The following is a 23271-nucleotide window of genomic DNA, read 5'->3' on the forward strand; positions in this document are numbered from 1 at the left end:
CCTTAGACGCCTTCAAAAGACGCCCAGTAGGCCAATCAGGTTAAGCACACCCTTCATGCAAAGCCCTCCTTGTGGGAGAAGGTGGATTGGCGCGCAGCGCCAAGACGGTTGAGGGGTGCGGACGGAGTGCCGTCAGTATCAAGCTGGAACACCCCTCATCCGGCCGCTTCGCGTCCACCTTCTCCCACAAGGGGAGAAGGAAGAGCCACGCCAGGCCTTGAAATCTCCAGTCCAAGCCGCACGGTCTCCCGCACCAGCAGGTCCAGATCGTCGCGCCGGGTGCGGTGGTTGTTGATCGCCACCCTGAGGCTATGCTGGCCATGCACCGTCGTGTCGGAAATGGCGGCGATGCCTTCTTCCTGCAGCCTCAGCATGATCTCGGTATTGAGCGCTTTCAGGCGCTCCCCGCCCAGTCCGTCCGCGCGGTAGCGAAAGCACACGATGTTGATGCTCACCGGCGCTACCAGTTCGAGTGCCGGTTCGGCCGCGATCAGCGCGCCGAGATAATGCCCTTGCGCGATGTTCTGGTCGATCAGCCGGCTCCCAAAATCGCGCAAGCTGTGTGCGCTGCTCGCCTATCTGGCGCTGGCGCCGCATCCGGTCGGCCGCAGCCGCCTCTGCGAGCTTTTGTGGGATGTGCCGCCCCCACTGTGCCCCTATTTGGCACGCCGCAGCGTTGAAAAGTCGGGCAAAGGGGCGCGTTTCTTTCGGCCCTCGCGACGGTTGGCTGGGGTCGAAAAAATACCACAATAGATCGCAATTAGGGCGATCGTATAAGATGTGGTATCGTCGCGCCTTTTTTGTAGAGCTGGCGCAAAATTCACAACAACATAGAATATTACTTGTACTAACTCGGCTTAATGAGACCAAAACTAAGGAAGCACTCCAGAATATTGCTGCTGATCACATTTCAGTATCTGCTAAGATAGCCCGTGCTGATTCCGAATTATTAAGCATTTGCAAAATTCAATCCTGCGATATTGGGATTTGTCCTTGTCATAGGCTGACTCGGATGCATTTCTTGGAAGCACAGCCGCGTCAGCGGATCGTTGAAACATGCTTGGGCGGACGGGGCACTAAGCATGGAGAGGAATATTGACACTCGCTAATGCGGCGGCCCCCGCTGGGAGCGTTCCCTCCCACGTAAGAGATTGCGGCAACCGTCGGCTAAGTCGTCGAATGCATCGCCCACAGCCTGGCTCTCGTTTGATGGCCGGCGAAGCTTTGCCCTCCTCCGATTGGCGCCAGCCTTCGCGGCAAAAGCGGGGATCGCCGCCTGCAATGGCCTTCCGATATGGACGATGTCCGCCGCCAGCCAGTCGGAGGAATGAATCATGAAACTCGTAATCTGTGCGGCGTTGGCCACTGCTTTGATGGCGATCGTCGGTTGTACCACCGACGACTACGATGGTTGTCGCGGAAAGGGCTGCCTGGTTGATCGGTCCTATAACGGGAGCCGGAAGATAGACGACCGGCCGCAGTTCGACAGGAACGGCAATCCCAATTTCGATACCAGGGGCCGTTACATCGGCTGCCATGGGCTCGGATGTAAAGTCGACGATCCTGATGACAGGGATCAAAGCATCGACGACAGGCCGCAGTACGACAGAGAAGGCAATCCGAACTTCGACACGCAAGGCGACTACCAAGGCTGCCGCGGCATCGGCTGCGAGGTCGATACACCGGACGATGACAGTTCATCAGACGACGACGATTCCGATTAATGGCCCCTGCAGCGAACAACGAAGAGGATAGCCACTCATGTCTGAATTGAACGGTCTCATCCGTCGACGTGTCAAAATCGTCATGGTCGGCCTTGCGGGGTTGGGAATGGCGCTGACGTCCGCTTTCGCTGCGAATAACGCCTGTGACGGTATAAAGGTCGAAGTGACGAAGGCGCGCAAGCAGGAATATGCCCCTCTCGTCGTCTCGGCGATGACCAATAAGTTCAAGCCCGCTCAGGCAAAGTTCTTCTCGATCATGGAGAGCGGCAGCTGGAGCGCCGCCTACGTCTCCACGCCGGTGAGCGACGACGGCGTGATGTTCTTCCAGACAGTCGACGGAAAGAAGCAGTTTCGCGACGTGTGGGGCGGCTATGCCGAGCCGTCGGAAAAACCTGAACTGGTATCCTGGGCGAAGAAGCTCGGAGCGCCGCAAGACCTGGCAAAGTGTTTTGCCGAGGAAGTTACGGAACGACGGTGATGATCGCTGGAAATTGCCGCTGACCGTTGGTGCAGGGGGAGAATGATTGGTGAGCGCTCCGGGGCGCCGGGGCTCTGAGATCGACTCCAATCATCAGCTGCAGGATGTGCAAAATGCAAACCGTTCGAAAATCCAGACTGATAATGCAGCTCGCCCGTGCATTGGCAACTTCAGTGAAAATGACGGCTGTTGTGAGTGTAGCTGTCCCGCACACGATCAATGTTGCGTATGCCAGCAAATATGATCTGCCGAAACCCTATGTTTCCCGGGCTCTTAACGCGGTTCTGATACCGATCAATCACGCCTCTCGGCACCGCTACCAGATCCCGCCCAAGCTTCGCGGCGTGTATGTCCTGGCCGTTGCACCCCACGGTGTTGCCGCGCGGCAAGGCATCCGACCGGGTGACGTGCTTGCCACAGTGCGGCATCAGCCGATTTCGACGCCGCGCGATGTCGATAGGTTCGTTTGGGCCGCCCTTGCCGCGAGTGCCACCAGTTTCCTGTTTGGCGTGAACCGCGGGACAGAAGTCACAGACGTCGTCGAGGTCAACACCAACATCACCGTCAACAACTTCAACACCAACATCTCGGTCAACAATATCTCCCAATGGACGAGCGTCGACAATCGAGAGGAATGGACGCAGATCGTCGATGAGTATGACGAGGAGATGGAGACGGGCCTCAATGACACAAGCTATCGCGGGGACGACTCGCAGCCTGGGGACGCCAGTCAGGACGCAGAAACGTCTCCTCCCGATGCCGATGACAAAAGTTCCGATGATCAGGACGATCCGAGCGATCAGAACGACGACACTGACGACGATAGTACGGATAACGATGCGTCGGATGACAGCACTGACAACAATAGTTCCGACGATCAGGACGATTCGAGCGATCAGAATGACGATGCAGACCCAACGGACGGTGGTGATGGCGACAACAACACCGACACTGACGACATCAGCTCGGATGACGATGCGACGGATGACAGTACCGACGACGCTGCCGGATCGAACGACGACGATGCCAACTAGCAGCCGACCGGGCCGGCAGTTCTAAACAGAGGTCAACCGATGAAAACCGCGACGCTGACCATTGCCATGGTCCTGGCCATGCCGGCTTTCGTTTTTGCCCAGGACAAGTGCTACGACGCCGCCAAGGATCAGGCCGCCGCGAACGAGTGCGCCGATGCCGCGTCCAAGAAATCCGACAACAAGCTCAACGAGCTTTACAAGCAGATTGAAACCCGCGTGAAGGATGATGTGGATACCAAGACGCTTTTTGTTCAAGCACAGCGCGATTGGGTCAAATTTCGCGACGCGGAGTGCAGTTTCCAGACCGTGGGAGCGGCCGGAGGAAGTGTAATGCCAATGCTCGTCGCGCAGTGCATGGACAGCCTGACGCAATCCCGTGTCAAAGACTTCGAGGATTACCTGAAATGCCAGGAAGGCGATCCGAGCTGCCCCGTTCCGGCAGCGAACACATCACATGCCGCACCTGCGGTGGCCGAAGAGACCGTCCCTGTCCAGGCTGCCGGCCCGATACTTATTCCATTGCAACACGTCAGGGAATACGGAACCGACGGTGGTTATCACAAACTCGGGATCATGGTGGGCATCAATAGTGCCAAGCCTCGTCTGTTCGAATTCGACACCGGGTCGGATGAGTTCAACGCGGAGATCGATTCGAGCGTCCCTGGCGTAAAGCCGGTGCCCGGCAGCAAGCCCGCAATGTACGCCTATGGTGACGGCACCTATGGCGATTGGGTACAACAGGTACGGTTCGACAGCCTGTCTTTTTACGATCCGGATGATGCGTGGGAGCCTGTCGTAACCTTCGACGGCGGCTTTAGCGCTGCTCGGGTGGTGGATTACGTCTACACCAAGGGTTTCGGCGACCTCGAGGATGTGAAATTGATGCAGAAGCCCGTTGGTCAATACGGCGATACGCCAGTCTATGCGGATCTTAATGCGCGCGAGAGAATGCAGAAAGGCGAACCCGGTGGTTCGACGACGTTTTACGGCATCTTTGGAGCCGCCGATTTTATCTTTCCAGGAGACCAGACCAGTGCCCCCGGCGGTCAAACCCGAAGCGGCTATGTGGTCTCTGCCAATGCAAATCTTGGAAAAAGGAAGACGACACCGGGCTGCGGTCCGTGCCTGATGCTGAATTTGTCCCCCAGTCTGAGATCCCAGTTTACGGCCCTGACGCCGTGGGGCGAAGGGGATTTTCAGGCTTACCAGAGACGATTCCCGCGATCAGGCGCGAATGCATCCAATGAGTACGAAGGGTCTTACCGTTATACGATTTCTTTTGACCATAAGGGAAAGAAGCAATCGGTTGATTTCAGCGGACCCGTCTTATTGGATACAGGAACAGCGACATTTGTTCATATTACGAATGAAGATACTTTAAATAAGCTAAAGTCGAAAGGTTTTAAAATTGATAAATACAGTTCTGGCATAATAAACTTCAAGTTTTTTGGATTCGACGATAGTGTCAACAACAGGGAATACAGCGATGTCGTTATCGATCGCCAAAGCGATGAGGAGAGAGGCCATGGAATTTGGGTCGGCCTACCCTTCTTTCAGTCCAATTCCGTGATGTATGATCTGGAGAACAAAACAACCGCCTATTCACCCTATTTTGTCAGCGCTGCCGACTTTACGACAGACGCGGCTGTCAAGGATCAAGTGCAGCTCAACCGAGTGAACGGCGAAATGGGCAGCGACGGATGGCTCGGATTGGCCGGGAACATCTTCGGCGCCGGCGACTTCACGATCGAGAAGGACGCGGACGTGCGCATGACCGGGGCCAATACCTACACGGGCACAACCCACATCGCGGCCGATGGCTATCTTACTCTGGCCGGGCCGGGCAGCATCGAGCATTCCTCGCGCGTCATAGTCGACGGTGTGCTCAACATCGATCAGAAAGGAAACCACCTGAAGCCCTGGGGAGTGGCGCACTCCCTGAACGATACGGCCATTCGCAACCTTGGCGGTAAAGGCGAGGTCTATCTGGGCGCGGGCAGACTGATCCTGACAGCAGCCGACGGGCAATTTGATGGAACCATCGCGGACTTTGATGACGCCGGCGACAGCGGCGGCCTCGTTGTTGCCGGTGGCAAGCTGACGCTGAGCGGCAAGAACAAATATTCGGGCATGACGGAAGTGGTGGCGGGAGCGGAGTTGCACGTGACCGGCTCTTTGACCGGTGACGTTTCCGTCTCGGGACTGCTTGTCGTTGACGGAGAGGTCTCCGGCGAAGTCATGGTCAAGGAGGGCGGCACGCTGACCGGCTCAGGAAAGGTCGGCAACGTCACGGTCGCCGAAGGTGGCAAAGCTGATCCAATGAAAACCAGATAATCGGGCCATGGGCCGATCGTGGCAATAACGGACAGCTGACGAGAACATAGGGCGGGGCTGAGCAACTTAAGAGCTTGACTGCAATCGGAAAGGGAAATCGATGAAAATAGCGATATTGACTGCTGCCGTGGTTCTGGCTGCGCCGACATTCGCCCTTGCCAAGGACAAGTGCGCTGATGCCAAGGATCAGGCCACCATGAATCAGTGCTTCGGTGCCGAGTTCCAGAAATCCGACAAGAAGCTCAATGAGCTTTACAAGCAGATCGAAGCCCGCCTGAAGGACGATGCGGATACCAAGAAGCTTCTTGTTCAGGCACAGCGGGATTGGGGCAAGTTTCGCGACGCGGAGTGCAGTTTTCAGACTGCTGGATCGGCCGGAGGAAGCGTAATACCGATGCTCATCGCGCAATGCATGGACGGCCTGACGCAATCCCGTGTCAAAGCCTTCGAGGGTTACCTGAATTGCAAGGAAGGCGATCTGAGTTGCCCCGTTCCGGCCGCGAACTGACACGTGCTGCAACTTATTTGATCATGATGAAGCCGGCGGCGAGCATGACGTCGCTGCCAGATATGAACAATGCGAGGGGCATCATCACTGCGTGGGGACTTGAAGGAGGTGGATTGTGAAACGCTGCGGATCATCGCTCGCAATGGCGATTGCGGCATCTGTGCTGCTGGCATCTGCCGTGCCGGCAACAGCCCAGGATGACATGGGCTTCGACGTCAACGTCACGCTGTCCAAGAAAGCAGCCGCCAAGCTCGCGGCTGAAAAGGAGGGAATCGTCGTCTTCGCCTCCTATTACGGCGACCCCAAGCCGAGCGCCGCGAAGCACGCCAACGAAGTCGGCCTGATCGATCTCACACCGCACGACGAAGAGGTGGAGATACCGGGCACAGGCGGCCACGCCCGCATCAGCGGCGCCAAGGTCGACGCAAAGCGTCTCGACTGGCTTGCCGGCCCTCCCGATGTCAACGTCAACGTTGCGTCGGCGCGCAAGAGCAGCTCGGTCAATCTGCTCGGCTGCGATTTCATCGACGGTCCACTCAGCAACGTCCAAAGGGCGCCCGTGACGCTTCATTGCGGATTGATCGAAGAACATGTGGACACGAAGTTGAAGCCATAAGGCTCGCAAAAGTCATGCGCGTCCCCGGCGCCAACGGATCGGCGGCACGACCTGACCTACTTCAGGGAGGAGATATTCATGCGCCCACTGTTCGCTATCTGTGTCTGCCTGGCTATCATGTCCTTGTCTGCAGCCGCCCATGCCGAGCGCCGTTGTGGCTGGTACTCCAGCCCGACCCCCGGCAACCTCGTCCTGACCGACAGTGACGGGGATTGGTGGATCCAGATGCAGGGACGCCCGGATCCCAAGGGCATCGACAATGTGCCGGCCTTTGACGAGCGGCAATTCGTCGAGACCAATGTGCCTGGTTCGGGTCACGGCTACGGATGTGCGTGCATGAACGTCGTAACCAACGCCAAGCAACAGAAGATCACCAGAGTGATCTCGGGCCAAATCCTTCCGCTGCTGCGCTGTCGCAACGACAGATCGCTGCCTAACCCGGACGGATAATTGTTGGATATCTTGTGGATACCATGGCTGACGGTAGGCAGCTTAGAGCATTGGATCAAGAAAAAGCCCGGCAAACCGGGCTTTTTCTTGGGTCTCTGAAACCGCATCAATCGGTTCGAAACGGGAATTTGGTGCCCAGAAGAGGACTCGAACCTCCACTCCTTGCGGAACACGGACCTGAACCGTGCGCGTCTACCAATTCCGCCATCTGGGCTGGTGCGCGCTCATTAAGCGGGCGAGGGATGAGTGTCAACGCGCTTTTTTGAAAGCCGCGTTCCTTCTCCGGCTCAATGCTCCAGCACTTCCTTCGACGCCACCGTGGAATCGGCGTTGAGCGTGTAGATGATCGGCACACCGGTGCCGAGCTCGAGCTTGACGATCTCCTCGCCCGATTTGCCGTCCAGCGCCATGATCAGCGCGCGCAGCGAATTGCCGTGCGCCGCCACCAGCACGGTGCCGCCGCGCAGCACATGCGGTTGCAGATCGTGCAGGTAATAGGGCCAGACGCGCGCGCCGGTGTCCTTCAGGCTTTCACCGCCGGGCGGCGGCACGTCATAGGAGCGGCGCCAGACATGCACCTGCTCCTCGCCCCATTTCTTGCGCGCATCATCCTTGTTGAGGCCGGAGAGATCGCCATAGTCGCGCTCGTTCAGCGCCTGGTCGCGAATGGTCTCGAGGTCGCTCTGGCCAACGGCGTCGAGAATATGCTGGCAGGTCTTCTGCGCCCGGATCAGCGACGACGTGAAGGCGATGTCGAACTTCATGCCGCGCGCCCTGAGCTTGGCGCCGGCCGACTTGGCCTCGGCATGGCCCAGTTCGGTCAGGTCGACGTCGCGCCAGCCGGTAAATAGGTTCTTCAGGTTCCATTCGCTCTGGCCGTGGCGCACGAGCACGAGAGTTCTCGACATATTTGCTCCTTCAAATCTTGTGGATCAGCCAAATCTTGTGGATCAGCCAAATCTGTGGATCAGCTTGTCAGGCCGAGCACGTCCCGCATCGAATAGAGGCCCGGCTTGCGGCCGCGCGCCCACAGGGCTGCCTTGACCGCGCCGCGGGCAAAGATCGCCCGGTCCTCGGCATGATGGGCAAGCGTGATGCGCTCGCCGGTACCGGCCAGCACCACACTGTGGTCGCCGACCACCGAGCCGCCGCGCAAGCTGGCGAAACCGATCGAGCCTGCCTTGCGCACGCCGGTATGGCCGTCGCGCACGCGAACATCGTTGCCGGCAAGTGCTACGCCGCGCCCGGCAGCGGCGGCCTCGCCGAGCAGCAGCGCCGTGCCCGACGGAGCATCGACCTTGTGCCGGTGGTGCATTTCCAGGATCTCGATGTCGAAATCGTCGGCATCGAGCGCGCGCGCCGCCTGCTCAACCAGCACCGCCAGCAGATTGACGCCGAGGCTCATATTGCCTGACTTGACCACCGTCGCGTGCCGCGCCGCCGCCGCGATCCTGGCATTGTCTTCAGCCGAGCAGCCGGTGGTGCCGATGATATGGACGATGCGCGCCTGCGCCGCATAGCCGGCGAATTCGACGGTCGCTGCCGGCGTGGTGAAATCGAGCACGCCGTCGGCCTTGGCGAAGGCCGGCAGCGGATCGTCGCCGATCGCCACGCCGAGCCTGCCGACGCCGGCCAGCTCGCCGGCATCCTTGCCGAGATGTGGCGAACCGGCCGGCGCGATGGCGCCGGCGACACGCGCGCCCGGTATCGTGTGGATGGCGCGGATCAGCGCCTGGCCCATGCGGCCAGCCGCGCCCACCACCACCAGGCCCATTTCACTCACGGTCGGCGTGTCGCTCATGAATGTCTCCCGACCGCCTTTTTCGCGTGATCATTTTGCGCCGCAGTCTGGATTGGCTTGGCGTCATCGACAAGCCCCAGCCCTTTCCTGCCTTGCACCCGATGGAACCGCGCATAGACGCTGTGCGGGTCGGCCATCAGCGAGGCATGCGTGCCCTGTTCGACCAGCCGGCCCTGCTCCAACACGATGATATGATCGGCATTGACCACCGTCGACAGCCGGTGCGCGATGACAATGGTGGTGCGCCCTTCCATGACATGGGTCAGCGCTTCCTGGACGCGGGCCTCGGCCTCGTTGTCGAGCGCCGAGGTGGCTTCGTCGAGCAGCAGGATCGGCGCCTGCCGAACGATGGCGCGTGCAATCGATACGCGCTGGCGCTGGCCGCCCGACAGCGTCACGCCGTTCTCGCCGACCGGCGTGTCGTAGCCTTGCGGCTGCTGGCGGATGAAATCGTGTGCCGCGGCCTGTTGGGCGGCGCGTTCAATCTCTGCGTCGGTGGCGCTCAGCCTGCCGTAGCGGATGTTGTCACGGATGGTGCCTTCGAACAGATAGGGCTGCTGCGATACATAGGCGATCGAGCCGCGCAGCGAATGCTTGGTGACCTTTGAAATGTCCTGGCCGTCGATTTCGATGCTGCCCGACTCGACGTCATGGAAGCGCTGCAGCAGCGCAACCAGCGTCGTCTTGCCGGCGCCCGAGGCGCCGACGATGGCGGTCACCTTGCCGGCGGCGGCGACAAAGGTCAGATCGTGCAGGACCGGCGCCTCTTCGACATAGCGGAAGGACACGTTGTTGAAGCGCACTTCGCCAGAGGTGAATTTCGCCTCGGCGGCTCCCGGCACGTCACCTTGCTGCGGCTCGAGGTCGAGAAGCTCGTAGATCATGCGCGCATTGACCAGCGACTTTTCCATGCCGACCTGCATACGCGCCAGCCGCCTGGCCGGATCATAGGCAAGCAGCAGGGCGGTGAGGAAGGCAACGATGGCGCCCGGCGGCTGGCCGCCGACGGTCGCCCGGTAGCCGGAATAGGCGATGACGCCGGCGACGGCGAAGCCGGCAAGCATGTCGGAGATCGGCGTCAGCCGTTCCGAGACGCGGGCGATCTTGTTTGCCCGCTGCTCGGCGCCGGCGACGAGGCCGCCGATGCGGCGCGACAGCTCGTCTTCCAGGGTGAAGGCCTTGACGATGGCGATGCCTTGCGTCGCTTCCTGCATGGCACCGATCAGCCGCGAGTTGATCTGTACCGATTCGCGGGTGATGCGACGCACCCGGCGCATCAGATAGGTGACACTGTAGATCAACGGCGGCCCGATCAGCAGCGACATCGCCGAGAGCACCGGGTCCTGCCAGATCATGACGCCGACTAGCGCGACAAGCGATACCGCATCGCGCGCCAGCGATGTCAGCGTCATCGACAGGAGATCGCGGATGCCGTTGACGTTCTCGTTGATCTGCGCGGCGAGCCGGCCCGAGCGGGTGTCGTTGAAGAAGCCGACGCCGAGCTTCATCAGATGGTTGAAGATGCGGCGCTGATAGCGCGCCACCAGATTGTTGCCGATCTTGGCCAGCGTCACTGCCTGGCCGTAGCTGGCCAGGCCGCGCAGCATGAAGGCGGCCAGGATGGATACGCTGATCAGCGCGATAAGATCGCCGCGCTGCTTGTAGAAAATCTGATCGACGACGTCCTTCATGATCCAGGCGGTGAAGGCGGTCGTCGCCGCGATCGTCACCAGGCACAGCACGGCAAGAGCATAGTACCAGCGATAATCGCGGCTGTTCTCGGCGATGATGCGGCGGATCACCGCCACGATCTCGCTGGGACGGACTTTCCGTTTGGTTGGTGCTGGAATTGTCACGTTGGAGCGCTTTGTGGTTTCGGTTCGGCCGGACTGCAATTCGGCAACCTCTTAACGCCCCGATGGCGGCTTGCCTATGGCCGGGGACGGCGAAACTTCATCGCGGCGCAGCTTGTGTCCTAAACCCGCCAGCGCCGCCCCGCCGTCTGCACGCCGAACAGCGACGGATTTCTGGCATAGGCGGCCAGCCCTAAAAGCGCCGCAAGCGGATGGGTGATGACGTAGACCGGCATGCCGCGCATCAGGGCGCTGTGCGGCGCCTTGTCCTCGAAGGCGGCGCGGAAATTGCCGGTGCGCAGCGCCGGCAGGATTTTTTGCGCGATGCCGCCGGTGAGAAACACGCCGCCGCGGCTCATGAACACCAGAGCGAGATCGCCGGCGGTGCGCCCTAGGCAAGTGACGAAGATCGACAGCGCCTCTTCGGCCACCGGATCGTTCTTTGCCAGCGCCGCGGCGGTGACCTCGGCAGGCGTTGTAAAGGGCGACGGCTTGCCGTCCGCCTTGGCCACCGCCCGGTAGGCATTGACCAGGCCGCGGCCGGACAGGATCTGTTCGCCGGAGATGCGGCCCTCGAGCTTCTCGATATGCGGAAACACCTGGAAATCGCGCGGCGAGCGCGGGCCGATATCCATATGGCCGCCCTCGCCGGGTACCGGTATCCAGTGATGCAGCGCATAAACCAGCCCGGCGACACCGAGGCCGGTTCCCGGGCCGAGCACCACCCGCCCGGAATTCGGTTCCGGCTCGTCGCCGCCGATCTTCTCCATATGCTCTTCGCCGAGCGCGACGACAGCCAGCGCCTGTGCCTCGAAGTCGTTGAGCACCACGACGTCGCTGAGACCGAGACTGGCGAACATCTGTCTCGGCTTGACGATCCATGGGCAATTTGTAAGCGGGATCTCGTCGCTTTCGACAGGACCGGCTACCGCCAGCACAGCTGAATTCGGCCGGACCGACGAGCGGTCGAGCACGGCCGACTGGATCGCCTCGTCAATCGTATTGAAGTTGGCGGTCTGGACGATGGTCGGCTCGCCGGCCTCGGAATTCGCGTCTAGTACGATCGAGAAGCGCGCATTGGTGCCGCCTATATCGCCGATCAGGATCGGAAATCGCAACAGAGTGTCGTCGTCGCTTACGCCTGGCATGCTCTCGTCCGTTCCCGACGCGTATCGCCGTTCTCTCGTTGACTAGCGCATGACCGCAAAAAGGGAAATCGGTTTTCGAAGTGGAGATGCACGGATGCAGACAGCGAACACGCTGCCCGCATCAGTGCCCCGGTCGTGGCCGCGGCAGCGGAATGCCGATCTCGGGCGTCGCCACAAAGGCGTTCGCCGAGGCCGGAAGCGCTGCCGCGCCGGCTGCGACCGTTGGCTGCGGCGCAGGCTCGGCTGCGAGAGCGGGTGCGGTGGCCGCGATCGGCACGCCGTCGCCATAGTAGGTGACTGCTTCCGCCGACGGCGGAGCTGGCGCGTCGAGCACGAATTGGCATTGCCTGGGCAGGTTCGCCATCGTCATCAGGTCGCGTGCCTTCGGCTTGTCCGGGTTCTTGTTGGGGCGCCACGGCTCCTCGGTGAACCACCAGGCCAGCGCCTGGTCGCAGCCATCGCCTGGCGCCGTCGCTTCCTGTGCCTTGCAGTCGGGTGATCCAGCCTGGCAGCCGATGCGAATGTGGAAGTGGTAGTCGTGGCCCCAGAACGGCCTGACCTTGCGCAACCAGCTACGGTCGCCTTTGACCGTGTCGCAGAGCTTCTTCTTGATCCCGGGATTGACCAGGATGCGCTCGACTTCGGGATAGCTCGCGGCGCGCTTCAACAACCGCGTGTGCATCGGCGTCCACAGCCCGTCCTTCACCAAATGGGTCTTTTCATCGACCATCAAGGTAGCGCTGATGTTTTCGCGCTCTTCGGCCGAGAGCTTACGGTCGGGCATCGGCGTCAGCCAGATGTCGGCGTCGAGGCCGATCTGGTGCGAGGCATGGCCGGTCAGCATCGGACCGCCGCGCGGTTGCGAGATGTCGCCGATCAGCAAGCCCGGCCAGCCGTCGGCAGCGGCATCGCGCGACAGTTTCTCGATCAGCGCGATCATTGCGGGATGACCCCAGCGGCGGTTGCGCGACGGTCGCATCACCTCCCAGTGCCGGCCGTCCATGGGTAGGGCGACGCCGCCGGAAAAACAGCCTTTGGAATAAAAGCCGATCGATTGCGCTGCTGCGAGTGCCGGCAGCTTTTTGGCGCCGAACAGGTCCTTTGCCCGTTGCTCGGCGCTCCCTGGCTGCGTTGCAAGCGCCGCCAAGCCGGCGATGGCCAGTACTGCCGTCAGCAGCAGCGTTTTGCCCGGCAAGGCTCGCGCTAACGTCTTCCCCAAGCTGGACCCCTCCGCGATTTGAACCGCATCATACCATAGCCCGCGCAACGTATCGATCATGACCGTTTCATCGGGCTGCGCGCCTCGCCGTCGCGCCAGTCGCCGCTCGCCCACATGGCATCGAGCGCCGAGCGATAGTCGGGAAAGCGAAAGCCATAACCGGCCGCCTTGATTGCCGCGTTGGCGACACGCTTGTTCTCGCCGTAGAAAGACCGCGCCATGGGCGAAAGTTGGGCGGTCTCGAACGGAATTTCGGGCGGCGGCTCGATGCCCATCAATTGGGCGGCATAGGCGACGACGTCCTGCGGCGGCGCCGGCAGGTCGTCGGTGACGTTGAAGATGCCGCCGCGATTGCCCTCGGCGAGATGCCAGAGCGCACCGGCAATATCGTCGCAATGGATACGGTTGAACACCTGGCCCGGCTTGACCAGCCGCCGCGCAGTGCCGTTTTCCAGGTTGACCAGGGCGTTGCGGCCCGGCCCGTAAATGCCGGAAAGCCGCAGGATCGCCACCGGCCGGTGGATGTCATGGCCCAATTGTAGCCAATCCTGCTCGGCTGCAACACGCATCACCGACCGCTTCGACAACGGCCGGCATTCGGCGGCCTCGTCCACCCAATTGCCGCCACGGTCGCCATAGACGCCGACGGTGGAGAGATAGGCGATCCATTCGAGCTCCGGCATGTTGGCCGCGATCTCCTCGCGTGCCGCGCCCAGCATCGGGTCGCCGGCCTTGTCCGGCGCGACCGAGACGACGAGATGGGTTGTCTTCCCAAGGGCATCGCCGATTTCGGAGGTCAGCGTGCCATCGAAACGCAGCGGCACGATACCGGCTTGCCGCAGCGCCGCGAATTTTTCCAGCGACCGTGTTGTACCGAAGATCGTTGTGTCGGCATCCCTGTTGGCGCGGGCGAAGGCCCTGCCCGAATAACCGGCGCCGAAGATGAAAATCTGCTTTTTTGTCATGTATGCGCCTCGATCGGCTTTGGCAGGGCCAGAAGCCATTCGCCTCTCACCGCCTCGTCATGTTCTGCTTGCAAAGCGGCTGCGGCACGTTCGGCAAACTCCCGACCCGGCACCAGCCGCGACAGCGCCCATACCGCAGCTCCGCGAACCAGGGGCGAGGCGTCGTCGAGCAGCGCGCGAACGGCGCCGGCCAGCGACAAGTCCTGGGAATTGCCGGCCGCTATCAGCACGTTTCGGATAAAACGGTCGCGGCCGATGCGCTTGATCGGCGAGCCCGAAAAAAGCGTGCGGAAGGCAGTGTCGTCTAGACGCAGCAGCTCGGCGAGCGGCGGTTCGCGCAAGTCCGCGCGGGCGGCAAGCTTTGCCTCCGAAGCGGCTTGGGCGAACTTGTTCCACGGGCAGGCGGCCAGGCAGTCGTCGCAGCCATAGATGCGATTGCCGATCTTTTCCCGGAACTCATGCGGGATCGGTCCTTTGTTCTCGATGGTGAGGTATGAAATGCAGCGCCGCGCATCGAGCCGGTAAGGCGCCGGAAAGGCGTCCGTCGGGCAGGCGTCGAGGCAGGCCCGGCAGGAGCCGCAATGATCGTTCTCAGGCGCGTCCGGCACCAGCTCGGCCGTCGTGAAGATGGTGCCGAGGAACAGCCAGGAGCCATGCGCGCGGCTGACTAGGTTGGTGTGCTTGCCTTGCCAGCCGAGGCCGGCCGCCTCGGCCAGCGGCTTTTCCATCACCGGCGCGGTGTCGACAAACACTTTCACGTCCCCGCCGGCGCGCGCCACGATCTTGCCGGCGATCTCCTTCAGCCGGCCTTTCATCACGTCATGATAGTCGCGGTTCTGCGCATAGGCCGAGATCGCGCCGCGGTCGCGCTTTGCCAGGATGTCGCGTGGGTCGTGGTCGGGGCCGTAATTCATCGCCAGCACGATGATCGAGCGGACCTCTGGCCAAAGCGTCGTCGGTTTGCCTCGCCGTTCGAGCGTTTCGGCAATCCAGCCCATCGAGCCGTGAAAGCCGTCGGCAACGAATTCGGCCAGCCGTTCCGGCGCCTGCGGAATCGCATCGGGCGTGGTGACGGCAACGGCGTCGAAGCCGGCATTCCGCGCCTCGCGGTCGATCAGCGCGCGCAGCTTTGCCGTATCAGAAATCGAGGTCCGCATAATGTGACACCGGCGACAGGCCGCGCACCCGGTCGGACAGAAGCGGCCGGAACGAAGGCCGTGATTTCACCCTTGTATACCATTCGCGCGCGGCGCTGTGTTCGCGCCAGTCGATCTCGCCGAGATAGTCGAGCACCGACAGTGCCGCCGCCGCCGCGAGATCGGCATAGGTGACCTTGTTGCCGGCCAGCCAATGACGGGTGCCGGCCAGCCAGTTGGTGTATTTCATGTGCTGGCGGATATTGGCGCGGGCGGCGCGGATCGCCGCCGAATCGGGCGAGCCGCCGCCTGCCGTTTCCGGCATGACCGGCTTCAGGACGCGCTCGCGCACCAGATGCCGGGTAACCTCGCTTTCCGCCTTGTTGAGGTACCAGTCGGTCAGCCGGCGGATTTCGGCGCGCTCCATTGGATCCTCCGCGAACAGCCGCTTGTCGCGCTTGAGTACGCCGCGCGTCTCGTCGAGATATTCGGCGATGACCATCGCGCCGACGATCGGCACGTCGCCTTCGGCGAGCAGGATCGGCAGCGTGCCGGCCGGGTTCAGCGCCAGGAACTCCTTGCGCCGCGTCCACGGCTTCTCTTCGATCAGCGCCAGTTCCTCGCCATACTCGCCAAAGGCGAGGCGGACGAAGCGGCAGCTGGCGAACATCGGATGGTGGAAAAGCGTCAGCATGGTCCCGCGATAATAGAGCGCACTGGCAAATCGCCGGCTGCGCCGGTAAGTCTTGGCCGCCCGATTCAGGGGCTGTCAGGGTGCTGCGACCTATAGGGGGAGTTCCGCGCCGTGACAAGCAAGCCCTTTTCTCACGCCCTCACTCCAACGCCGAGGTTGCCATGGAAAGCCAGACCGTCGTCGAAGCGCTGCTGCTCGGCATGCTCGAGGGCCTGACCGAGTTTATTCCGGTGTCTTCAACCGGTCATATCCTGCTTGCCGGCCATTTCCTCGGCTTTCATTCGACCGGCAAGGCCTTCGAGATCCTGATCCAGCTCGGCGCCATATTGGCGATTCTCAGCGTCTATTTCCGCCGTCTCTGGAAGATGCTGCTCGAGCTGCCCTACGATCGGCTGACGCGGCATTTCGTCCTTGGCATCCTCATCGCATTCCTGCCGGCGGCCATTATCGGCGCGCTGGCGCACGATTTCATCAAGACGGTGCTGTTCGAATCGCCGCGGCTGATCTGCATCATGCTGATCATCGGCGGTGTCATCCTGCTGCTGGTCGATCGCATGAAGCCGAAGCCCTATTACCACGATGTCGAGCGGTTTCCGACCAGGCTTTATCTGCAGGTCGGGCTGTTTCAGTGCCTGTCGCTGATCCCCGGCACGTCGCGCTCGGGTTCGACCATCGTCGGCGCGCTGCTGCTCGGGGTCGACAAACGGGCGGCGGCGGAATTCTCCTTCTTCCTCGCCATCCCGACGATGGTCGGCGCCTTCGCCTTCGACCTGTTCAAGAACCGCAATGTGCTGAGCAGCGCCGACCTGCCCATCATCGCCGTCGGTTTCGTCGCCGCCTTCGTCACCGCGCTAATCGTCGTGCGCTTCCTGCTCGACTACGTCTCGCGCCATGGCTACGCGCTGTTCGGCTGGTGGCGGCTGGTCGTCGGCATCGTCGGCCTGGCGGGGCTGGCCATCTGGAGATGAGCCGGTGCAGCTATAAGACTGAGATTGGCGGTGATTCTAAGCCCCTGTCGGAACGCAATCGATGCGGCACGACAGGAGCCCCGGATTGGGGCCTGCCTAGTTCGCTGGCTGGAACTGGATTTCCCCCTTGTTCAAGAAGCAAGTCTTGTCAAACAGCTGCAAATCCAGAGGGTTCGGTAACCGGACATCTCGAATATCCGGGCACGGCTTCTTCAATGGATCATATGATCGATCGATCTGAGAAATAAAGACGATGATCAGCCCTCGATCCTGCGCAAATACCCTCAGCGCGCGGACCTGCACGGCCAATTCGGGATTTTTGCGCTTCTGGTCGAGCAATTGCAGATAGTCTACGACCATCAGGGTGCCGCGAGGCGCTGACGCGGACGTGTTGACGATGTAATCGGCACTTATGGCGTCGGAGCAGTCGAATTCGAACAGCCTATCGAACTGCGCGTACTCCGCCCCGATTGCTTCGAAGCGCTCAACAACGTCTTTTTTGGTGTATTCCAGCGTGAAGAACATGGCTCGATTGCCGGATTTCATGGCCTCCACGGCGAGTTCGAGGCTCACTAGGGTTTTGCCTTGCCCCGGCCGCGCGCCGAGGAGCACCAGGTCACCGGGCTTCAATCGCGCAATCAGCTTGCCGGCCGGCCTTGCAGCGGACAGTTTCGCGGCAAGGAGGCTCCAATCATTGTAGCCTTCCTGAAGGGCTATGCGGTTAAGCGCTTCATGAAGTGGGATTTTTTCTTCGCGGGATAAGAGCCTGGCCTTGCGCTTCAGATGGTAAATTGGCGCCGACAGCTTCATTCCAACCTCCTATTGCGAGCAGTTTTGGCAATCCCTCCTTATGCTTGGTGCTCGAACAGTCGGTTTGATGACTAGGTAGCCCCGTATGAATTATACTTTCCCGAGCGGAGGGAGGAGGCGTGGGCCGCACCCGAATCGGAAGATAGCGCAATCTCAGCGGGAACTCTATTCTTGCCCGAAGCCGAGCCACACGATCTTGTGGGCGTATGGTTGGCAGGGGAATGCATGAGCGAAGTTCTTGACGCCCTCGTTATTGGCGCCGGTCCGGCGGGACTCGGCGTCAGCTACTTCTTGAAACGGCGGGGCCGCGACCACCGTGTGCTCGATCGAGGCCGGATTGGCGAAACGTGGCGAACGCAGCGGTGGAACTCGTTTCGACTGAATTCGCCGACCATTCGCTCCATCTTACCCGGTGATTCCTACGAGGGGCCCGAGCCGTGGGGCGCGATAACCCACCACGAATTTGTCGCGTATCTCGAAGGCTATGCCGAGCGGCACCGTCTGCCGGTAAGCACTCAAACTCCGGCGCAAGAGCTGACGAGAGACGACGGGATCTTTCGCATCACCACGACGGACGGGGCATTTCTGGCGCGCAATGTGGTGATCGCCACCGGCGACCAGAATCGGCAGGTCCGGCCAGCAGGGTCGGCGGATTTGCCAACCGCAATTCGCCAAGTCGATTCCTCGGCTTATCGCAACCCGGCCGAGTTCGAGAGTGGCGCGGTGCTGGTGGTCGGCAGCGGTCAGTCGGGCGGCCAGATCGCCGAGGATCTGGCGCTGTCCGGACGTGCGGTCTTTTTGGCGACCAGCCGCAACGGCCGTTGGGTGCGGCGCTACCGCGGGGGCAACATACTTAAATGGCTGACGCTGTCCGGTTTTCTCGACGTTCCGCGCAAGGAACTCGTCCTCCCCTCCGGCAAGCTGCAGGCCCGCGCGCTGGTCGGCGCGACCCATACGATCAGCCTGCAATCGCTGAGTGCACAGGGCGTGGTGCTGCTCGGCCGCTTTAGGGGTGTGGAGAACGGCAACCTCGTCTTCGGCGACGAGCTCGACGACCATATGCGATTTGCCGACGAGGTCTCCGCGAATGCCAAGCGCCTGGTTGACGAGTACATCGAGCGCGCCGGCCTCGATGCGCCACTGGCCGAGGATGATCCAGCCGAGACGATTGAACCGCGCTTGCCCGATCCTCCGATCCGCTCCCTCGACTGGACGGCGAGCGGCATCAGATCAGTGATCTGGTGCACGGGCTTCACTGGCGATTTCTCATGGGTTCGGCTTCCCGGCGCGCTCGATGCCGCCGGCCAGCCCGTCCACGAGGATGGCGTCGGCGTTGTTCCAGGTCTCTTTTTCGCCGGCCTCGATTTCGGATCGACGCGGAAGTCGGGCACCATACCGGCCATTCCAGAGGAGGCGGCCGCCGTCGTGGAGCGACTCGTCCAAGCGGGAGCCGACTTGCCACGGAACGACGTCTAAACGAGCCGTCGAACGCGGGTTCTTGAACGTGCAAGAACATGACAGCTCTGGCCCGATCAAGACGACGCACGCTGCCTTTTGTCGAAGCGCACCGACAATTTTCCGTAGTCCGATTGGTGCGACAGCCAGAAATCGCCGGCACCTTCGATACGGCGCTCCGATTCGTGGCCGACTGCATCCATTGCCTCCATCAACGTGCGACGGCCTTGACCTCGGCGTCTTGACCTCGGCTGGTCGTCGTCGTGCTGACAGCACTGGCAATATGGGATGAGCCGGCGCAGTCGTTCGGAATGGTCGACCCGGAGACGCCAAAGGAGGTGCATCAAGGCGCGCGATCGGTCAGCGCGTTCGCACCTTCCTCCGCGGCGCAATGTGCGCAGCAGTAGATGATGTCATCCTGTTCGACGCCATGTCCGATGATCCGGCATCCGCAATGCGGACATATCGGAGCAAGTTTCTGGACCGCGCATTCGAAGCTGTCGAACGTGTAGGTCTCCTCGGCCATCGTCACTTTGAAAGCCTTGTCGTAGTCATTCCCGCATTGATCGCATCTGGCCATAGTTCGTTTCCTTCTTTCACGGCTTCAAGCTCGACCAACCTGTCGCGCGGCGATAGGTTCCCGCCAGGATCAGGGGGCCGTCCTAAGGCGGAGACGAGCGCGAGCCTACGCCACGGCGCTGTTCGATCGCACGGATCACCTCGTCGATATCCCGCGGCTCGATGTCGAGTTCCTTCAGGCCAGGCGTGTCGATTGCTGCCACATTGTCCTGACGCATAAGATCGATCTGGTTGCGCGTTATGGGGGCAGCCGGGAGGAGTTCCGCGACGCCAGCCAAGGCGTTCCATACCGCAAACGGCACCGGCATCAGCTTGACGTGCGTATCGAGCTGTCGGGCGATCTCCCGAAGCAGTTCCTTATAGGTATAGATGCGCGGGCCACCGAATTCGAATATGGATGAACCCGTGTGGGTTCGCCCGTCGATCAGCCGGCTCACTGCTTCGGCGACGTCCGCCACATAGACCGGCTGAAGCCGTGTGCCACCATCGCCGAACAGCGGATAGACCGGCAGGAGGCGTATCATCCTCACAATGGTCGTGAGGAAAGCGTCGTCAGGTCCTGTCATGACGGCGGGACGCACAATGAAAGCGCCGGGAAATGCGCTTTCCACGGCACCCTCTCCGCGCCCACGCGCCCTTATGTAATTCGAATCCGATTGAGGATCGGAGCCGATCCCTGAAATCAGGACGAACTGGTCGATCGCGCGGTCGCGCGACGCGGCAGCGAGATCGGCCGCGGCTTTCACATGCACGCGTTCAAAGGTCTGGACGCCGTGCTCGACGTAAAGACTGACAGCATTCACGACCGCCTGTGATCCGGTAATGGCCGACCTGATCGAGGACGCATCCAATATATCCGCCTCGACTGCCTCGGGCATCCTTGTAATCGAGGAAAAGACCAGGGCCACGCGAGCCGGATGGCGAGATGCAGCGCGCACCGTGAAACCTCTTTCCAGGAGCCGCTTCACGATCCTGCGCCCGAGAAAGCCAGTTCCGCCGAACACGGTGACGATCCGTACCGGGTTGAGATCGTCAGGATCCATTTGCCTCGCCATCCCTTTGTCCTCGCATAGCTGCCACGAGGACTGCCCAGGCCGGCATTTGAACCAGCCCGTCGAACATCAGGACGATTGGGGAACAACGCAGGAACGCTTTTGTTCCAGTCAGCGCTGGGCGGATGCTTGACAGATCGGCAAACCATGATCTGAACCGCAGGCGCAGCAAAACGGCCCCACTTCGAGAATGGCCTAGTTTCGCCCGTAAAACACATTCTTGACATGCACCGGCCAGCGCCACGGCAGCACCGCCACCATGTCGAAGCGCACCGATAATTTTCCGTAGTCGGATTGGCGCGACAGCCAGAAATCGGCGGCGCCTTCGATGCGGTGCTCCGATTCGCCACCGACGGCTTCCATTGCCTCCATCAGCGTGCGGCGCGCCTTGACCTCGACAATCAGCACCAGATCGCCACGCCGTGCGATCAGGTCGATCTCGCCGAACCTGGTGCGGTGGCGGCGGGCAAGAATTCGGTAGCCTTTCAGCATCAGCGCCGCCGCCGCCAGCCATTCGCCGTAATGGCCGCGCCGGTAGGCCTTTTGCCGGCTGGCGCTCGGCCGTTCAGCCATCGCCGCCTCCGCCGGTCCCGTCTCTTCCGGCATTCTTGAGGTCGAGCAGCCGACGATAGAGCGCCTGCTTCTGGCCACCCGTCATCTTGGCGGCTTCCGCCGCTGCCTTGGAGGCCGGCATCTCGGCGGCGAGCGAAAGCAGCAGCCGGTCGATGTCTTCTGGCTCATCAGCGACCGCATCGGCCGGGCCGACGCAGATGACGATTTCACCCTTGGGCGTATCGGCTCCCGCATAATGGCTGGCGAGCGATTGCAGGGTGCCGGTCCGCATCTCCTCGAAAGTCTTGGTCAGCTCGCGGCCGATCGCCGCCTTGCGGGCACCGCCCAGCACCTCGACCATGGCACTGAGCGTCTCGGCTAGCCGGCGCGGCGATTCGAATAAGATCAACGTTGCTGGCGCCGCCTTCAGCGCTTCCAGCCGCGTCAGCCGCTGCCCGGACTTCACCGGCAGGAAGCCGGCAAACAGAAACGCGTCCGAGGGCAGGCCGGATGCCGTCAAGGCGGCAAGTGCGGGGGGTGGGCGGGGGATCGGCACGGCACGAGTGCCGCGGTCCCGCGCCTCGCGGGCCGGCCGGGGGCGGGGGTCGGGGAGGCGCGGCGGGCCGGGGGGCGGGCGGCGCGCTACGCTTTGGCCGGCCTCGAGCGCCGCGATCAGCTTCGGTCCGGCCTCGCCGGCATTGTGCTCGTGGTAGGCGGTGGTGCGGCGGCGGATGCCGTAGCGGTCGAGCAGCACGCGGCTGACACGTGTGTCCTCGCAAGCGACGATATCGGCGGCGGCGAGCGTTTCCAGCGCGCGCAGCGTGATGTCGGCGAGATTGCCGATAGGCGTCGCCACCAGGTAGAGCGCCGGCTCGAGCGGCCGGGCGGCGATTTCGGTCTGCCCGACCACGTAACTGCGTTTGGCCGATTCGCCGGTCACCTGCACAACTCCGTTCGACCCTGTTTGGCACGGCTCACGCTTGGTTGCAAAAGCCTGGGTTGCAAAGGCCCTGGTTCCAAAAGGGATGCCGACGTGAACCAGCCGCCATGCCTTCGCCATAGTAGGGAACGAAACCGTTGCCGGCGAATTTTACACCTGATCTCGGGAGGAGCAGGATGAACAGCCTGACGATACAGGACGTTTTCGAACCCTACTATGCCGGCCGCAAACGCTTCGCCGCGCCATGCGACAAGAACCTGCCTGCCGAAGCCGCAGATGGCAGAGCCAAGAAGCCGCTTGCACGCCAGCGATCGGCAGAGAGCAAGCCCGCAAACGAAACCGCCCGCACGATGGAGCACTGACCGGACGATGCCCAATCGCTTCGACATTTTCATCACCCGCCTCGAAACAAAAAGCGCCCGCGATGGCGCAGCGTCACATTCCACAGACGACCAGCACCATGCCTCACGCGACAAAAGCGAGATCAAGCCGGCCCGTTCCGGAGAGACCAGCGAAAAAGATCGCGCCAAACACCGCCACAAGCACGAGGCTTGACCACCGCAGACCTTCGCGATTGGTCGAGACAGCTCTCGAAAGCGCGGTTGCGCATGCTCCGCGATGTATCATTCAACCCAGATACTTCGAGACACGCGCCTCCAGCAGGCCCACCAGAGCCGGGTCCATGAATGCATAGTCGTCGGGAATATCGAGGAAGATTACTCGAGCCTTTTTCAGGCTTGTCTTGAATTTCTGCTGCAGTTTGGCGCGGTGCATTTTTTCCATCACGAAGATGATGTCGGCCCAGGCGACGAGTTCATGCGTCAACGGAATGTCGGCATCGTGATTAGTGCCGGCCGAAGCGACCTCGATGTCCCGCCGCTTGGAAAACACCTGCTCCGCCGTCGGGCTGCGCAAGCGATTCTGGCTGCAGATGAAGAGAACGTTCTTCAACGCG

The 23271-nt window shown here is 61.6% G+C and carries 26 protein-coding genes and 1 tRNA gene; 11 read left to right on the forward strand and 16 right to left on the reverse strand.

The genetic code is table 11. From position 1 onward, the window contains the following. Positions 1 to 155: 155 nt before the first annotated feature. Entirely contained in the window at positions 156 to 557 is a 402-nt protein-coding gene (locus NKI41_RS16355) for a hypothetical protein (protein WP_352683973.1), read from the reverse strand. Positions 558 to 1334: 777 nt separating this feature from the next. Between NKI41_RS16355 and NKI41_RS16360 the strand changes: the two genes are divergently transcribed. The 7 genes from NKI41_RS16360 (at position 1335) to NKI41_RS16390 (ending at position 7144) form a co-directional block, all read left to right on the forward strand. Beyond that, positions 1335 to 1724, forward strand: coding sequence for a hypothetical protein (locus NKI41_RS16360; RefSeq protein ID WP_352683974.1), 390 nt, complete (start codon positions 1335 to 1337; stop codon positions 1722 to 1724). Positions 1725 to 1761: 37 nt separating this feature from the next. Further along, positions 1762 to 2202, forward strand: a complete 441-nt coding sequence (locus NKI41_RS16365; RefSeq protein WP_031212356.1) for a hypothetical protein — start codon at positions 1762 to 1764, stop codon at positions 2200 to 2202. 113 nt (positions 2203 to 2315) lie between these two features. Then, entirely contained in the window at positions 2316 to 3236 is a 921-nt protein-coding gene (locus tag NKI41_RS16370) for a Do family serine endopeptidase (protein ID WP_352683976.1), read from the forward strand. Between the two features lie 39 nt (positions 3237 to 3275). Then, on the forward strand, positions 3276 to 5570 hold the full coding sequence (locus NKI41_RS16375; protein ID WP_352683978.1) for a lysozyme inhibitor LprI family protein: 2295 nt from the start codon (positions 3276 to 3278) through the stop codon (positions 5568 to 5570). Between the two features lie 100 nt (positions 5571 to 5670). Further along, complete coding sequence (locus NKI41_RS16380; RefSeq protein ID WP_352473552.1) at positions 5671 to 6078, forward strand: lysozyme inhibitor LprI family protein; 408 nt, start codon at positions 5671 to 5673, stop codon at positions 6076 to 6078. 115 nt (positions 6079 to 6193) lie between these two features. Then, positions 6194 to 6694 carry a hypothetical protein gene (locus NKI41_RS16385; protein ID WP_352614725.1) on the forward strand — a complete coding sequence of 167 codons (501 nt, stop codon included), beginning with the start codon at positions 6194 to 6196 and terminating at the stop codon, positions 6692 to 6694. Between the two features lie 78 nt (positions 6695 to 6772). After that, the gene (locus NKI41_RS16390; protein WP_352473554.1) at positions 6773 to 7144 is read left to right on the forward strand and encodes a DUF4087 domain-containing protein; all 372 of its coding nucleotides are present in this window, start codon (positions 6773 to 6775) and stop codon (positions 7142 to 7144) included. Between the two features lie 129 nt (positions 7145 to 7273). Here the strand turns inward: NKI41_RS16390 and NKI41_RS16395 are convergent. The 9 genes from NKI41_RS16395 to NKI41_RS16435 form a co-directional block, all read right to left on the reverse strand. After that, positions 7274 to 7358 (reverse strand) — tRNA-Leu (locus tag NKI41_RS16395). A gap of 73 nt (positions 7359 to 7431) precedes the next feature. Next, positions 7432 to 8052 (reverse strand): 2,3-bisphosphoglycerate-dependent phosphoglycerate mutase, encoded by a 621-nt coding sequence (locus NKI41_RS16400; RefSeq protein WP_352473555.1) that lies wholly within the window; start codon positions 8050 to 8052, stop codon positions 7432 to 7434. A 59-nt stretch (positions 8053 to 8111) separates the two neighbouring features. After that, positions 8112 to 8945, reverse strand: a complete 834-nt coding sequence (gene dapB, locus NKI41_RS16405; protein WP_352683980.1) for a 4-hydroxy-tetrahydrodipicolinate reductase — start codon at positions 8943 to 8945, stop codon at positions 8112 to 8114. Beyond that, on the reverse strand, positions 8942 to 10801 hold the full coding sequence (locus NKI41_RS16410; RefSeq protein WP_352683983.1) for an ABC transporter ATP-binding protein: 1860 nt from the start codon (positions 10799 to 10801) through the stop codon (positions 8942 to 8944). The genes dapB and NKI41_RS16410 overlap by 4 nt, the downstream gene beginning before the upstream one ends. A 119-nt stretch (positions 10802 to 10920) precedes the next feature. Next, a complete protein-coding gene (locus NKI41_RS16415; protein ID WP_352473558.1) occupies positions 10921 to 11946 on the reverse strand; it encodes a glucokinase in 1026 nt (341 codons plus the stop codon). A gap of 121 nt (positions 11947 to 12067) precedes the next feature. Further along, entirely contained in the window at positions 12068 to 13165 is a 1098-nt protein-coding gene (gene mepA / locus NKI41_RS16420) for a penicillin-insensitive murein endopeptidase (protein WP_502895015.1), read from the reverse strand. Positions 13166 to 13221: 56 nt separating this feature from the next. Then, a complete protein-coding gene (locus NKI41_RS16425) occupies positions 13222 to 14130 on the reverse strand; it encodes an SDR family oxidoreductase (RefSeq protein WP_352683987.1) in 909 nt (302 codons plus the stop codon). After that, a complete protein-coding gene (gene queG, locus NKI41_RS16430) occupies positions 14127 to 15287 on the reverse strand; it encodes a tRNA epoxyqueuosine(34) reductase QueG (RefSeq protein ID WP_352683989.1) in 1161 nt (386 codons plus the stop codon). The genes NKI41_RS16425 and queG overlap by 4 nt, the downstream gene beginning before the upstream one ends. Then, entirely contained in the window at positions 15268 to 15960 is a 693-nt protein-coding gene (locus NKI41_RS16435; protein ID WP_352476844.1) for a glutathione S-transferase family protein, read from the reverse strand. The genes queG and NKI41_RS16435 overlap by 20 nt, the downstream gene beginning before the upstream one ends. 161 nt (positions 15961 to 16121) lie before the next feature. Here NKI41_RS16435 and NKI41_RS16440 point away from each other — a divergent pair, with 161 nt between their 5' ends. Beyond that, entirely contained in the window at positions 16122 to 16928 is an 807-nt protein-coding gene (locus NKI41_RS16440) for an undecaprenyl-diphosphate phosphatase (protein WP_352683990.1), read from the forward strand. Between the two features lie 96 nt (positions 16929 to 17024). Here the strand turns inward: NKI41_RS16440 and NKI41_RS16445 are convergent, their stop codons facing one another. After that, positions 17025 to 17738, reverse strand: coding sequence for a DNA helicase (locus tag NKI41_RS16445; protein ID WP_352683992.1), 714 nt, complete (start codon positions 17736 to 17738; stop codon positions 17025 to 17027). A 225-nt stretch (positions 17739 to 17963) separates the two neighbouring features. On the opposite strand from NKI41_RS16445, the gene NKI41_RS16450 reads away from it, so the two are divergent. After that, entirely contained in the window at positions 17964 to 19214 is a 1251-nt protein-coding gene (locus tag NKI41_RS16450) for a flavin-containing monooxygenase (protein WP_352684112.1), read from the forward strand. Between the two features lie 322 nt (positions 19215 to 19536). Here the strand turns inward: NKI41_RS16450 and NKI41_RS16455 are convergent, their stop codons facing one another. The 4 genes from NKI41_RS16455 to rsmI form a co-directional block, all read right to left on the reverse strand. After that, complete coding sequence (locus NKI41_RS16455) at positions 19537 to 19773, reverse strand: metallothionein (RefSeq protein ID WP_352926009.1); 237 nt, start codon at positions 19771 to 19773, stop codon at positions 19537 to 19539. An 82-nt stretch (positions 19774 to 19855) separates the two neighbouring features. Beyond that, positions 19856 to 20827: a complex I NDUFA9 subunit family protein gene (locus NKI41_RS16460; RefSeq protein WP_352683994.1), complete on the reverse strand. Its 972-nt coding sequence runs from the start codon at positions 20825 to 20827 to the stop codon at positions 19856 to 19858. A gap of 192 nt (positions 20828 to 21019) precedes the next feature. Next, a complete protein-coding gene (locus NKI41_RS16465; RefSeq protein WP_352683996.1) occupies positions 21020 to 21397 on the reverse strand; it encodes a YraN family protein in 378 nt (125 codons plus the stop codon). Further along, positions 21390 to 22316: a 16S rRNA (cytidine(1402)-2'-O)-methyltransferase gene (gene rsmI / locus NKI41_RS16470; protein WP_352683998.1), complete on the reverse strand. Its 927-nt coding sequence runs from the start codon at positions 22314 to 22316 to the stop codon at positions 21390 to 21392. Before rsmI ends, NKI41_RS16465 begins: the two co-directional genes overlap by 8 nt. 176 nt (positions 22317 to 22492) lie before the next feature. On the opposite strand from rsmI, the gene NKI41_RS16475 reads away from it, so the two are divergent. Beyond that, on the forward strand, positions 22493 to 22678 hold the full coding sequence (locus NKI41_RS16475) for a hypothetical protein (RefSeq protein WP_352473567.1): 186 nt from the start codon (positions 22493 to 22495) through the stop codon (positions 22676 to 22678). 7 nt (positions 22679 to 22685) lie between these two features. Beyond that, on the forward strand, positions 22686 to 22871 hold the full coding sequence (locus NKI41_RS16480) for a hypothetical protein (RefSeq protein WP_023678976.1): 186 nt from the start codon (positions 22686 to 22688) through the stop codon (positions 22869 to 22871). A 72-nt stretch (positions 22872 to 22943) separates the two neighbouring features. Here NKI41_RS16480 and NKI41_RS16485 read toward each other — a convergent pair whose 3' ends face one another. Beyond that, the gene (locus NKI41_RS16485) at positions 22944 to 23267 is read right to left on the reverse strand and encodes a low molecular weight protein tyrosine phosphatase family protein (protein WP_352684000.1); all 324 of its coding nucleotides are present in this window, start codon (positions 23265 to 23267) and stop codon (positions 22944 to 22946) included. Between the last annotated feature and the right edge of the window lie 4 nt (positions 23268 to 23271).

This window comes from Mesorhizobium sp. M0601, from assembly GCF_040320845.1.
Lineage (GTDB): Bacteria > Pseudomonadota > Alphaproteobacteria > Rhizobiales > Rhizobiaceae > Mesorhizobium.